This is a genomic window from Nonomuraea sp. NPDC023979, from assembly GCF_040639085.1.
GTDB classification, from domain to species: domain Bacteria; phylum Actinomycetota; class Actinomycetes; order Streptosporangiales; family Streptosporangiaceae; genus Nonomuraea; species Nonomuraea ceibae.
The window spans coordinates 85546-98552 of the sequence record NZ_JBEZZG010000013.1; the positions used below are offsets into that span (position 1 = coordinate 85546).

A 13007-nucleotide genomic window follows, 5' to 3' on the forward strand; every position below is an offset into this window, starting at 1 on the left:
GTAACTAAGGTAAGCCTTACCTGGGAGAGCGAGTGGCGAGCAGGGGTTACGCCGGGGCCATGATGAAGACCTTCGGCGCCGTGGAGCACACGCTCACCGTCGCCGCCGTCGACGACGTCACCCCGCACTACCGTCGCATCACCTTCGACGCGCCGACGCTGTTCGACGGGCAGCCGATCGAGCCCGCGAGCTGGGTACGGCTCTGGGTGCCCGACCCCCGCCGGCCCGGGCGCGAGCACCAGCGCGGCTACACGCTGCTCGACCCCGACCCGGAGACGCGGCGGGTCAGCATCGAGTTCCTCATCCACGAGCCCGCCGGACCCGCCAGCGCCTGGGCCGCCCAGGCCGGAACCGGCGACACCGTCCAGGTCACCCGCTGGGCCTCGGGGCACTTCGCCCCGCCCGACCCCGCGCCCGACGGCTACCTGCTCGTCGGCGACGCCGCCTCGCTGCCCGGCATCAACGCCATCCTCGCCGCCCTGCCCGACACCGCCGAGGTACGCGTCCACCTCGAACGCCACCACGAGCACGACACGCTCATCCCCGTCACGCCGCACCCCCGCGCCACGGTCACCTGGCAGCCCGCCACCGGCGACCCCGCCGCGCTCGCCGACGCCATCGAGGAGCGCGACTGGTCCAACTGGTACGCCTGGGTCACCGCCGAATCGGCCGCCACCAAGCACGTCCGCGCCCGGCTCAAGGACCTCGGCTTCCCCCGGGGCGACGTCAAGGCCCGCGCGTACTGGATCCGCGGCCAGGCGATGGGCACCGGCCGCGACCACACCCCCGGTGAGGAAACCCCCACCACCGGCACCACGCGAAACCACCCCGCGACGCCGACGGCGGCGGGCGCATCGGCGGGCGCGCCCGCTGGGCGCGCGGGCTCGGGGGTGGGCGCTGCGGCCTCGGCGGGGTGGCGGTCGCGGGCGGGGGCGCGGCTGCTGGCGCCGTTGCGGGGGCGGCTCCTGCTGGCCGGGGCGTTCCAGGCCGTGGTGAGCCTGGTGCAGCTCGCGCCCTACCTGCTGCTGGTCGAGCTGTGCCGCCGCCTGCTCACTGCCGGCCCGCAGGCGGAGGGACTGGCCGGGCTGGGGGTGGGGGCGCTGGCGCTGATGGGCGGCGGCGCGGCGCTGGCGGGCCTGCTGGTGGCGGCGATGCACGTGCTCGACGCGCGGTTCGGTCACCGGGTGCGCGCGGACGTGGTGGGCAAGCTGGCGCGGCTGCCGCTGGGCTGGTTCACCGAGCGCTCCTCCGGCCGGGTCAAGCAGGCGGTCCAGGACGACGCGGAGAGCGTGCACTACCTGGTGACGCACGCTGTGCTGGACGTGGTGGCGGCGCTGGTGGCCCCGCTGGCGGTGCTGGTCTACCTGTTCACGGTCTCGCCGGCGCTGGCGGCGGTGCTGCTGGCGCCGCTGCTGGCCTACCTCGTCATGTCGGCGCGCATGGTGCAGGCGTCGGCCGCCGAGCTGGCCGGGTTCACCGTGTGGGAGCGGCGGGTCGGCGCGGAGGCGGTCTCGTACGTGGACGGCCTGACCGTGGTCAGGGCGTACGACGCGGGCCCGGCGGGCGGCTTCCGGGCGCTGCTGGGCGAGCGGGCGCGGTTCCTGGAGCGGTGGCAGCGGCCGCTGGTCCGCCGCCGGACGGCGGTCGACCTGGTGACGCGCCCGCTGACGAGCCTGCTGCTGATCGTCGTGGCGGGCGCGCCGATGGCGGCGGGGGGCCTGCTCGCCACCGCGGACCTGCTCCCGTTCCTGCTGCTCGGCGCGACGTTCGGCAGCCAGTTGCTGGCTGCCGCGTTCGGCCTGGGTTCGGTACGTGACGCGCTGGCGGCGGCGCGGCGCATCGGCCTGCTGCTGGTGGAGCCGGAGCTGCCCGAGCCGCGGCTGCCCCGGCCGCTTCCCGGGGCGGCGGGCCGTACGGTCCGGTTCGAGGGGGTGGGGTTCGGCTACGACGCGCGGCGGCCGGTGCTGTCGGGTGTCGACCTGGAGTTCGCGCCGGGGACGGTGACGGCGCTCGTGGGGCCGAGCGGCGCGGGCAAGTCGACGCTCGCCGCGCTGCTGGCGCGCTTCCACGACGTGGGCGCCGGCCGGATCACCGTCGACGGCGTCGACCTGCGCGAGCTGTCGCAGGCCGAGCTGCACCGTACGGTCGGGTTCGTCTTCCAGGACGTGTCCCTGCTCCGGGCGAGCGTCCACGACAACATCGCGCTGGCCAGGCCGGACGCCTCCCGGGAGGAGGTGGAACGGGTGGCCAGGGCGGCGCACGTGCACGACCGGATCGCCCGGCTGCCGGACGGCTACGACACGGTGCTCGGCGAGCGGGCGCGGCTGTCGGGCGGCGAGGCGCAGCGGCTGACGATCGCGCGCGCCCTGCTGGCCGACGCGCCGGTGCTCGTGCTGGACGAGGCGACGGCGTTCGCCGACCCGGAGTCCGAGCACCTGGTGCAGCGGGCGATCAGCGAGCTGGTCGCGGGCCGTACCGTCGTGGTCATCGCGCACCGGCTGCACACGATCACGGGCGCGGACGCGATCGTGGTGCTGGACGGCGGCCGGGTCGTCCAGCGTGGCACGCACGAGACGCTGCTGGCCGCCCCCGGCCTCTACCGCGACCTGTGGCAGGCCGCCGCCGCTCCCCTGGAGACCCTGACATGATGATCTTCGACGTGCTCCGGCTGGCCGGCGACCGGGCCGCGGTCGTCCGCTACCTGGTCCTGCTCGTGGTGAGCGCGGCGGTGCGGGCGGGGGCGGTGCTCACGCTGGTGCCGCTGCTCGGCGCGCTGTTCTCCGCCGGGCCCGGCGCCGCCGCGGGCTGGATCGCGCTGCTGGCGGCGCTGGTGGCGGCGGGCTGGGCCGCCGACCGCGCGGTCGCCGCCGCCGGGTTCGCGATCGGCTTCGAGCTGCTGTCCGGCATGGAGGCGCGGGTCGTGGACCGGCTCCAGCGCATCCCGCTCGGCTGGTTCACCGCCGGGCGGCGGGCCGAGGCGCAGCGGGCGCTGACCTCGTCGGGGCGCGAGCTGTGCCAGGGGGTGGCGCACCTGCTGACGCCGGTCGCCGGGGCGCTCATCACGCCGCCGCTGATCGGGGCCGGGCTGCTGCTGGTCGCCTGGCCGCTCGGCCTGGTGGCGCTGGCGGCGGCGCCGGTGCTGCTGGGCGCCATGTGGGCGAGCGGCCGGTGCCTGCGCGCGGCCGACGACGCCTACACGGCGGCCTCCGCCGAGGCGGGGCAGCGCGTCATCGAGCTGGCGCAGGCCCAGCCCGCGCTGCGCGCCGCCGGGCGGACCGGCGTGCGCGGCACGGCGGTGGGCCGGGCGCTGGACCGGCAGCGGTCGGCGGCGCTGCGGCTGATCGGCTTCAGCCTGCCGGGGCAGGTGCTGTTCGGGCTGGCCACCCAGGCGGCCCTGCTCGGCCTGGTGGCGACGGCGGTCGTGCTGGGCGTGACCGGCGAGCTCGGCGGCGCGCAGGTGGTCGCGCTCGTCATCGTCGCGGTGCGTTTCGCCGAGCCGTTCGCCACGCTGGCGGAGCTCTCCCCGGCGATGGAGGCGCTGCGCGGCACCCTGACGCGGGTCCGCAGTGTGCTCGACGCGCCGGTGCTCGGCGCGGACGCCCCCGCCCCGGTCGTGCCCGACCCGGGCGCGCCCGCCCTGGAGCTGCGCGACGTACGCTTCGGCCACGAGCCGGGGCGGGACGTGCTGGCCGGGGTCTCGTTCACGGTGGAGCGCGGCACCACCACGGCGATCGTCGGCCCGTCGGGCGCGGGCAAGTCGACGCTGCTGGCGCTCGTCGCCCGCTTCCACGAGGCCCGCGAGGGCAGCGTGCTGGTCGCTGGGCACGACGTGCGCCGCTACGACCCGGCCGCGCTGATGGGCGGGCTCGGCATCGTCTTCCAGGACGTCTACCTCTTCGACGCGAGCCTCTACGACAACGTCCGGCTCGGCGACCCGGACGCGCCGGACGAGCGGGTGCGCGAGGCGGCGTCGGCGGCCCGGCTCGACGAGGTGATCGAACGGCTGCCCGACGGCTGGGACACCCGCGTGGGCGAACGCGGCGCGGCGCTGTCCGGCGGCGAACGCCAGCGGGTGAGCATCGCCCGCGCCCTGCTCAAGGACGCGCCGCTGCTCCTGCTCGACGAGGCCACGGCCGCCCTGGACGCCGCCAACGAGCGGGCCGTCGTCGCCGCGCTGGAGTCGACGGCGGGACGGCGGGCCACCGTCGTCGTCGCCCACCGGCTCAGCACGATCGCCCGCGCCGACCAGGTGGTCTTCCTGGAGGACGGGCGGGTGGCCGAGGCGGGCGCCCCGGCCGAGCTGCTGGCCCGGGGCGGGCGTTTCGCCGCCTACTGGCGGCAGCGCGAGCAGGCCGCCGCCTGGACGCTCGCCTGACCGCGGCTGCCGCCTTCCGCCCCGGGTACGGCCGGGCCTATCGTGTGGTCGTTCATGAAAGGTCCGGAAAGGAGTGGGATGTCGGACATCCGGCCGCTCCGCCCGGGCGACCCCGAGCGGATCGGCGGCTACCGCCTCACCGGGGTGCTCGGCTCCGGCGGCCAGGGCGTCGTCTACCACGGCACCGCCGACGACGGCCGCCCGGTCGCGATCAAGCTGCTGCACAGCCATCTGGGCCACGACGACGACGTCACCCGGGGCTTCCTGCGCGAGGTCGAGGCGGCGCGCCGCGTGGCTGCGTTCTGCACGGCGGCCGTGCTGGACGTCGGCACGCTGGACGAGCGGCCCTACATCGTCAGCGAGTACGTCGCCGGAGACACCCTCCAGGCGCTCGTGCGCTCCTCCGGGCCGCGCACCGGCGGCGGGCTGGACCGGCTCGCCATCGCCACGCTCACCGCGCTGGCCGCCATCCACCGGGCCGGGATCGTGCACCGCGACTTCAAGCCGGGCAACGTGCTGATGGGGCCGGAGGGGCCCACCGTCATCGACTTCGGCATCGCCAAGGCGCTCGACGCCACCACGCACGCGTCCGGGCCCGTCGGCACGCCCACGTACATGTCGCCGGAGCAGTTCACCGGGGAGCGGGTCGGGCCGGCGTCCGACGTGTTCAGCTGGGCGGGCACCATGGTGTTCGCGGCCACCGGGCGGCCGCCCTTCGCGGGCGGCACGGTGCCGGTCATCCTGAACGCGATCCTCACCGACGAACCCGACCTGACCGGCGTCCCGCCGCACCTCGCCGAGCCGATCCGCGCCTGCCTCGCCAAGTCGCCCGCCGCCCGCCCGGCCCCCGCCGACCTGCTCGCCGCCCTCACCCAGTCCGGCGCGCCCCGGCGCCGCCCAGCGCCTCATCCCCCGCCCGGACCACCCCGCCGGCCAGCACACCCCGACCCCGCCTGGTCCGTACGTCCCGGCCCCGGCACCGGGCAGGCGCGGCCGTCAGGGCAGGGCTCGTACAGCGCGCCCCAGGACGCCGGGCAGGGGCCGGCGCAAGGCGGGGGCGGCGGGGGCGGCCATGCCGGGCGGGCGGACCGGAAGCCGGAGGGGGCGTACGGCGCGGCGCCCGGGGCGCCGCGTGCGCAGGGGCCGTACGGGCCCGGGGCGCCCGTGCCGCCGTTCGGGGCGCCGGGGGCGGGTGGTCCGGAGCGGGCCTTGCCGCCGGGGCCCGGAGCTCATACCGCGTCGTCCTCCGGCGAGCCCGAGACGGTGGCGGGGCGGGGCGGGGCGGTGAGCCGGCGGGTCCTCATCGGGGGCGTCGCGGCGACGGCGGCCGCGGCGGTGTCGGCGTTCGCGATCCTCCGGCCGGGAAGCGGCGTCTTCGAGGCGAACGGACCGGCGGACCCCACGGCGACCGGGACCGCCCGTACGGCGAGCCCCGGCACGACCGGGACGACCGGCACCACGGGCACGACCGGCACGGCGACCGCCGGGGCGACGCCCACCGCGACCGAAGGCACCCCGGGCGCGGCCACCGCGCCCGCCACGGCGGCGCCGCAGCCCGTGCCGTTCGGGTCGTTCGTCGTGGAGCCCGTCACCCTGCCGCGCGGGAGCGGCACGCCGGTGACGCTCGCCGCCTCGGGCGCGCGGGTCGCGTGCGGCACCGGCAACGGGACGGTCCTGACCTGGGACCTGAGCACGACCGCCACCGCCGCCCGGATGGCCAGGCTGGGCGACGGCGGCGCGGCCGTGACGTGCGTCGCGTGCGAGGACGGCGACCGGGTGGTGTCCGGGCACGCCGACGGCCGGATGCGCGTGTGGGGCCCGGACGCCCGCCACGGCGCCGGCGACCCGATCATCGGCGTCACGCTCGCGGGCGGCAAGGCGGTGGCGATCTCCCAGAAGTACGACCTCGTCAGGGACCTCTACAGCGTCGCCCGCCTGTGGGACGTCGCCGGGGGCGAGCAGCTCGGCAAGCCGATGGGCGAGCACTTCCAGGGCATCGGCGCGCTGGCGTTCGGCAGGCTGGACGGCCGCGACGTGCTCGTCACCGCCGACGGCCGCAACCGGGTCCGCGTCCGCGGGCTGTCCGGCGGCGGGGTGGCGCACGACTTCCGCACCGGGGACATCGGCGGCGTCGAACGGCTGGCCTGCGTCGAGCGGGAGGGCCGCACGCTGCTCGTCTCCACGCACCTGGACGCCACCCTGCGGGTCCACGACCTGGCGAGCGGGAAGCGGTCGGGGAAGTGGTCGTTCGGCGCGCGCGGGACCGCCGCCCTGGTCGCGGGCCTACTGGACGGGGTGCCGGTCGCGGTGGTCGCGCACAGTCCTGGCGGCGGCACGTACGTGCGCGTCTGGAACCTCGACACGGGCGAGGTCATCGGCGAGCTCCTCACCACCGGCCCGGAGGTCCGCGCGCTGGCCCTGGCGGAGGTCGCCGGCCGTCCCGTGGTCGCGGGCGCGGGGGGCGGGGTCCTGTACGTGTGGAGTCTGGGAGGTACGTGACCCGCGTGGTTGCCGACCCTGGTCCACCAAAAGACGCACATACCGGGAAACAAAGGGTATTGGACGATTTTCCGGATCGGCGTTTCAGGGAAGGACCGGATCATGGTGAAGAGAGCGCGGGTCGTGGTCGTGGGTGCGGGGTTCGCGGGGCTCGCGGCCACGAAAAGGCTGGCCCGCGCCGGCGCCCTGGTGACGCTGGTCGACCGCAACCCGTACTCGACCTTCCAGCCCCTGCTCTACCAGGTCGCCACCGCCGGGATGGGCCTGTCGGACGTGTCGTACCCGATCCGCACGTTCGCCGCCAAGTGGCCGAACGTGCGCACCCGCCGGGCGACGCTCACCAGGGTGCTGGCGGACGAGCGGCGGGTGGAGTTCGAGGACGGGACGGGGCTGGACTACGACTATCTTGTGCTGGCCACCGGCGTGACCACCAACTGGCTCGGCATCGAGGGCGCCGAGGCGAACGCGCTGCCGATCTACTCGCTGCACGACGCGGCGGCGCTGCGCGACCGGCTGGGACAGTACCTGGAGGACACGGCGCTCGGCCGCCGCAAGAGCACGCACGTCGTGGTGGTGGGCGCGGGCGCGACCGGGGTGGAGATGGCGGGCACGCTGGCCGAGCTGCGCCGGCGCACGCTGCCGCTGACGCATCCGGAGATCGGCCCCGACCGGACGAGCGTGACGCTGGTGGAGCGCTTCGAGTACGTGCTGGCCCCGTACAAGCCGAGGCTGCGGGACGCGACGGCGGCGGCGCTGCGCAGGCGGGGCGTCAAGCTGCGCCTGGGCTCCACGGTCGCGGCGGTCGAGGAGGACGCGGTGCTGCTGAGCGACGGCACGCGGCTGCCGAGCGACCTGACCGTGTGGGCGCTCGGCGTGACGGCCCCCGAGCAGGTCGGGAGCTGGGGCCTGGAGCAGGGCAAGGGCGGCCGGATCACGCTCACCGACGCACTGAACGTGCCCGGCCACCCGGAGATCTTCGTGGCGGGCGACCTGTCGGGTCAGCCCGAGCCGCAGCCGCAGCTCGCCCAGCCGGCGATCCAGATGGGCGACCACGCGGGCCGGCAGATCGCCGCGGCCATCCAGGGCCGGCCGCCGCAGCGGTTCTCCTACCGGGACCCGGGCATCATGGCCACCGTGGGCAAGGGCGAGGCGGTGCTGCAACTGCCCAACGGGCTGACCGTGCGCGGGTTCCCGGCCTGGCTGGTGTGGATCTTCATCCACGTGTCCTACCTGCTGGGCGGGCGCAACCGGGCCAGCGTGCTGCTCAACTTCTTCTGGCGTTACGCCGGGCCGCGCCGCAGCGCCACCAGCGTCTCCCGCTGACCGCCCGAGCCGTTCTCAGCGCGTCACGGCCTCGTGCTCGCCGTCGCGGGCGTGGGGTGCGCCGTGATCCGCGCGGGGTCCGCTCTCCAGGGGGATCTTCTCGCCGCCGTACGCCCGGCTCAGGCGGGCGCGCAGCCGGCCCAGCGGACCACGCCGCTCCTGGGCCGGCACACCGTCGCGCCCGGCCCCGTCGGCGCCGCGGATCACCGGGATCGCCGCCTTGCCCCTGATGTGGGCCGCGACGTCCTCGGCCGGCGGCACGTGGGCCTCGACGAACTCGCCGTGCGGCAGCCGCCTGACCACCCCCGACTCGACGCCGTGCGCGAGAAGTCCGGCGTCGCCGCGCTGCAGGCCCAGGCACAGCCGGTACGTGATCACGTACGCGAGGACCGGCAGGACGATGACCCCGGCCCGGCCCGCCCACGTCAGCGCGAAGAGCGAGATGTGGAAGTTGGCCGAGATCTCGTCGTTCGCCCCCATCAGCCACAGCACGCCGTAGAAGGCGATGGCCGCCATGCCGATCGAGGTGCGGACCGGGTTGTTACGCGGGCGGTCGGCGAGGTGGTGCTCCAGGGTGTCGCCGGTGACCCACCGCTCGACGAACGGGTAGAGGGCCAGGCCCGTCACGATGACGCCCAGGGGCACCAGTCCTGGGATGATCACGCTCAACGGCAGCGTGTGCCCCAGGGCGTTGATCTCCCAGGCCGGCATGACGCGCAACGCCCCCTCCAGGACGCCCATGTACCAGTCGGGCTGCGAGCCCGCGGAGATGTCGGCCGGGTTGAACGGACCGGCCAGCCAGATCGGGTTGATCTGCGCGAAGGTGGCGAGACCCAGTAGGACCGCGAGCGTGAAGAAGAAGTACGCGCCCGCCTTGGCCATGAAGGCCGGGTAGAACGGGGAGCCGACGACGTTGCGTTCGGTGCGGTTCCTGCCGGGCATCTGGGTGTGCTTCTGCACCCACATGAGGACCATGTGGGTGCAGACGAGCGCGACCAGGAGGCCGGGGATGAGCAGGACGTGCAGCGTGAAGAACCGGGAGATGACGTCCTCGCCGGGATACTCGCCGCCGAACACGAAGAACTGGACGTACGTCCCGACCACCGGCAGGGAGATCGCCACCCCCTGCGTGATGCGCAGGCCCGCGCCGGACAGCAGGTCGTCGGGCAGGATGTAGCCGGTGACGCCCTCGGCCATGCCGAGCGCCAGCAGCAGCACGCCGATGATCCAGTTCAGCTCGCGCGGCTTGCGGTAGGCGCCGGTGAAGAACACGCGGAGCATGTGCACCAGCATCCCGGCGACGAACAGCAGCGCCGCCCAGTGGTGGGTCTGGCGGATGAGCAGGCCGCCGCGCACCTCGAAGCTGATCTCCAGCGTCGAGGCGTAGGCCTCGGACATCAGGATGCCCTTGAGCGGCGCGTACGACCCGTCGTAGACGACGTGTCCCATGCTGGGCTTGTACCAGAACGTCAGGAACGCTCCGGTGAGCAGCAGGATGACGAAGCTGTAGAGCGCGATCTCCCCCAGCAGGAACGACCAGTGGTCGGGGAAGACCTTGCGCAGGTTGCGCCTGGCGAAGCCCGCCGTTCTGTCAATCATCGATCCGCCGCTTCTGTCGCGATGCCCCGGACGGGGGTCGGGTTCTCATCGGGAGGGTCCTCTTTCGGGTGCCGGTGAAGGCCATCTACGAATGTAGAGTAGCAACGATGCTCTACAGAAGTAGATGCGGGGAGGCGGGATGACGCAGGAGTCCGCGCTCGCCTGTCCGGCACGCACGAGAGGGAGGCCATGCCCACCGTCACCACGTCCGACGAAGCCCGCATGCGCGCCGCGCTCCACGAGGCGTTCGAGCGCGACCTCGCCCTCCTGGCCGCGGCCGTGGCACGACAGGGCGGCACCGAGGCGCGGACCCGGAACCGATGGGCCCGCTTCGCGTACTTCCTGCTCATCCACCAGCGCGCCGACCGGAACCACCAGTGGCCGGTGCTACGGGCGAAGGCGGGCCGGGCCGACCTGGCCCTGCTCGGTGTCATCGCCGAGGAGCGCCGGAGGCTCGCCACGCTGGTCGACGCGGTCGACGCCACCGCGAGACGCCCCGCCTCCCCGGACCGGGCCTGGCGCGCGCTGTCGAATCTGATGATCGCCCTGACGCGCCACCACCGGCACGAGACCCGCCTCGCCGAGGCGACCGCCGAGCTGTTCACCCGGGCCGAGCGGGTCGCGCTCTACTGGGAACGCCGCCGGCTGGCCGGTCTGCGGGAAGCCGCCTCCTTCTACCCCTGGCTTCTCGACGGCGCCCCCGCCGCCGTGCGCGGTTCCGTGCTGCGCCATCTTCCCCCGACCGACCGGCTGCTGTACCACGCCCTCTGGCGGCCGCGCTACGCCAGGACCCGCGCCGTCGATCACGTACCGGAGAGCCGGATCCTCACGTGAGCGCCGCGCGCGAGGGTCAGGGCGAGAGCCCGCTCATCAGGGGATGGAGCACGGCCCGCAACTCGACCGGGTCGAGGTCGAGCCCGTCGGGGCCGGTCAGGTGTTCCAGGATGAGCCCGTCGATGCAGGCGACGATCAGGTGGATACGCTTCTCCAGCCCGGGGATGCCGGCCGTCGCGAGCACGTCGACGATCGGCCGGTGAGCGACGTCGGACGCCTTCTGCAGGGACGCGCGCAGCTCGGGGCGGCGGGTCGCCTCCAGGGAGAGCTCGTGACGGGCCAGCGTCCGGACGCGGCCGGCGGTCGTCCAGTGCCCGATGGCGAACATCGCCAGCTCGACCGCCCGTTCCGTCGGGCTGTCGCCACGCAGCTCGGGAAGCGAGGAGAGCTCCGCCATCTCAAGTTCGAGGAGCCGGTCGAGAGCCGCCTGGAGCAACGCCAGCCGGGTGCGGAAGTAGAAGGAGCTGGAGCCCTCCGGCAGCCCCGCCGCCCGGTCGACGGCCCGATGGGTGAGCCCGCGCGAACCCGCCTCCGCCAGCGTCTCGATCGCCGCGTCCGCGATCTGCTGCCGTCGCGTCGAGCCCTCCGCCGTCATCTCCGCCCACTCCCCCGCCGGACCTCTACGGGCGTAAAGTACCATGTCGCCTTCGGCCTCCGTGGGCACGGCCTGCCTGACCGGAGCCCCGGCCGCCCGGCCACCGGCGGGCGATCACCCACTGACCGGCGCCGGCGACGACCAGGCCGGCGCCGCCCTCCGCAACGAGCCGATCCGCGCCGACCAGGGCATCGACGTGACGTTCGAGAGGGCGGCGGCCGTCGTCGATCGGCTTTTGATCTGTCTGTGACCTTGGCGGCCGAACATGCGATCATGATCAAGGGGACCCTGCGGATCGTCTTCACCGGTGAGGACCTGGCTCGCGTGCGCATCGCCAGCCGACTGGACATCATGTGGGAAATGGTGCTGAGCCTGCACACACTGCAGCGGCCAGGCGGCACCGGCGCGATGTCCGGCTGGCGGCGGCAGGTCCGCGCCGACCTGGCCGAGGCCGGGCTGCTCACACCGGTACGGGAGAAGCTGGTGCCCCTGGCGCCGATCAAGGCGTACTTCCCCGACTTCCTGACCCCCTACGAGTCGACGAACGGGTTCCAGCAGGGCCTGGACGTCCTGGCCGACACGCCGTCGGCGCGCGTGCGGCATGAGCTCGACCAGTTGCGCCCGCACGCGCCCGTCCCCGCGACGCTGGACGACCTCGCCCGCGGCAGCCGGCGCGCGATCCGCGACCTGGCACGGCTGAGCGAGCGGTACTGCCAGGTCGCCTTCGGCTCCCGCCGAACCGCGATGGAGCACACCCTCGGCCGCGAACGCGCCAGGCTGGCCCGCCTGCTCACCGACCAGGGCGTGGACACGATGCTCGCCGGCCTCGGACCGTCGATCCGGTGGCGGCCCCCGGTGCTCGAGACCGACTACGCCACCGGCCGGTACGAGATCCACCTGCGAGGCCGCGGCCTGACCCTCATTCCCTCCTACTTCGGGCGGTTCACCCCGGTCGCGATGGCCGACCCCAGCCTGCCGCCGGTCCTGGTGTTCCCGACCCCGCACGGAACACCAGAACCCGGCCCCGGCCCCGACCCGCTGCCCGACCTGCTCGGCGCGACCCGGGCCCGCATCCTGCGCTGCATCGCCGCCACCACCGGCTGCACCACCAGCGAACTCGCCCGCCGGACCGGCGCCTCCCTGTCGTCGGCCAGCGCGCACGCGCAGGTGCTGCAGCGGGCCGGGCTGATCACCAGCACCCGGCACGCGAACATGGTCATCCACCAGCTCACCCGGCTGGGCGGCGACCTGATCCACCGGCAGCAGTGATCGCGTCCCCGGCCCGGTGAACGCCTAGGACCGTCCTCGGGCTACCCGTTGCACGGCGACGTCCAGCGGTTGACCCAGTCGATCTTGATGACGGTCACGTAGACGCGCCCGTCGGGCCACTCATGTCCCGACCCGAGATCCCCGTCCTCGGCGCGGTGAACGCACGTCGTGTGCCTGGATCCGGTGTCACCCCGGATGTACGTGACCAGGACGTGGTCCTCGGTTTGCGCCGTGCCGTTGTTGAAGAAGGACCGGACGTTGTAATACGGGCTCTTGCCCTCACTGGACTCCCCCCTCGTCGGCCAGTCCGCGCCATGGTCGCCAATTTTCGTCTGTGCGGAGATGACCTCGGTCGTATACATGCAGAAGTCCCCGCTGTCGCAGCCGTACTCCCTGGAACTGGAAAGACTTTCCGCGCCCGCGGGCGGCGTGAATGTCAGACCTGCCAGGGAAATGGCAGCCACGGCTGCCGGAATGAATTTCTTCAGCATGAATTTCTCCTCGCTCGTGGCC

10 protein-coding genes are annotated in these 13007 nt (G+C 74.3%); 7 read left to right on the forward strand and 3 right to left on the reverse strand.

Annotation, left to right across the window (positions count from 1 at the left end; translation table 11 throughout):
• The first annotated feature begins 59 nt into the window (after window positions 1–59).
• The 4 genes from AB0G11_RS23305 to AB0G11_RS23320 all read left to right on the forward strand — a co-directional run bounded on the left by AB0G11_RS23305 (window position 60) and on the right by AB0G11_RS23320 (window position 8197).
• Window positions 60–2648, forward strand: coding sequence for an ATP-binding cassette domain-containing protein (locus AB0G11_RS23305; RefSeq protein ID WP_357588122.1), 2589 nt, complete (start codon window positions 60–62; stop codon window positions 2646–2648).
• Complete coding sequence (locus AB0G11_RS23310; RefSeq protein ID WP_357588124.1) at window positions 2645–4375, forward strand: ABC transporter ATP-binding protein; 1731 nt, start codon at window positions 2645–2647, stop codon at window positions 4373–4375. The genes AB0G11_RS23305 and AB0G11_RS23310 overlap by 4 nt, the downstream gene beginning before the upstream one ends.
• 78 nt (window positions 4376–4453) lie before the next feature.
• Window positions 4454–6874 carry a serine/threonine-protein kinase gene (locus AB0G11_RS23315; RefSeq protein WP_357588126.1) on the forward strand — a complete coding sequence of 807 codons (2421 nt, stop codon included), beginning with the start codon at window positions 4454–4456 and terminating at the stop codon, window positions 6872–6874.
• 102 nt (window positions 6875–6976) lie between these two features.
• Window positions 6977–8197 carry an NAD(P)/FAD-dependent oxidoreductase gene (locus AB0G11_RS23320; RefSeq protein ID WP_219508456.1) on the forward strand — a complete coding sequence of 407 codons (1221 nt, stop codon included), beginning with the start codon at window positions 6977–6979 and terminating at the stop codon, window positions 8195–8197.
• Between the two features lie 15 nt (window positions 8198–8212).
• On the opposite strand, the gene AB0G11_RS23325 is transcribed toward AB0G11_RS23320, so the two are convergent.
• Window positions 8213–9796, reverse strand: a complete 1584-nt coding sequence (locus AB0G11_RS23325) for a cytochrome bc complex cytochrome b subunit (protein ID WP_357588128.1) — start codon at window positions 9794–9796, stop codon at window positions 8213–8215.
• A gap of 189 nt (window positions 9797–9985) precedes the next feature.
• Here AB0G11_RS23325 and AB0G11_RS23330 point away from each other — a divergent pair, with 189 nt between their 5' ends.
• Window positions 9986–10630, forward strand: a complete 645-nt coding sequence (locus AB0G11_RS23330; RefSeq protein ID WP_357588130.1) for a hypothetical protein — start codon at window positions 9986–9988, stop codon at window positions 10628–10630.
• A 16-nt stretch (window positions 10631–10646) separates the two neighbouring features.
• Here AB0G11_RS23330 and AB0G11_RS23335 read toward each other — a convergent pair whose 3' ends face one another.
• The gene (locus AB0G11_RS23335; protein WP_357588132.1) at window positions 10647–11225 is read right to left on the reverse strand and encodes a hypothetical protein; all 579 of its coding nucleotides are present in this window, start codon (window positions 11223–11225) and stop codon (window positions 10647–10649) included.
• Between the two features lie 43 nt (window positions 11226–11268).
• On the opposite strand from AB0G11_RS23335, the gene AB0G11_RS23340 reads away from it, so the two are divergent.
• Both AB0G11_RS23340 and AB0G11_RS23345 read left to right on the forward strand, forming a co-directional pair.
• Complete coding sequence (locus AB0G11_RS23340) at window positions 11269–11475, forward strand: hypothetical protein (RefSeq protein ID WP_357588133.1); 207 nt, start codon at window positions 11269–11271, stop codon at window positions 11473–11475.
• Between the two features lie 23 nt (window positions 11476–11498).
• A complete protein-coding gene (locus tag AB0G11_RS23345; protein ID WP_357588135.1) occupies window positions 11499–12494 on the forward strand; it encodes a helix-turn-helix domain-containing protein in 996 nt (331 codons plus the stop codon).
• A gap of 41 nt (window positions 12495–12535) precedes the next feature.
• Here the strand turns inward: AB0G11_RS23345 and AB0G11_RS23350 are convergent, their stop codons facing one another.
• The gene (locus AB0G11_RS23350; RefSeq protein ID WP_357588137.1) at window positions 12536–12985 is read right to left on the reverse strand and encodes a hypothetical protein; all 450 of its coding nucleotides are present in this window, start codon (window positions 12983–12985) and stop codon (window positions 12536–12538) included.
• Window positions 12986–13007: the final 22 nt, after the last annotated feature.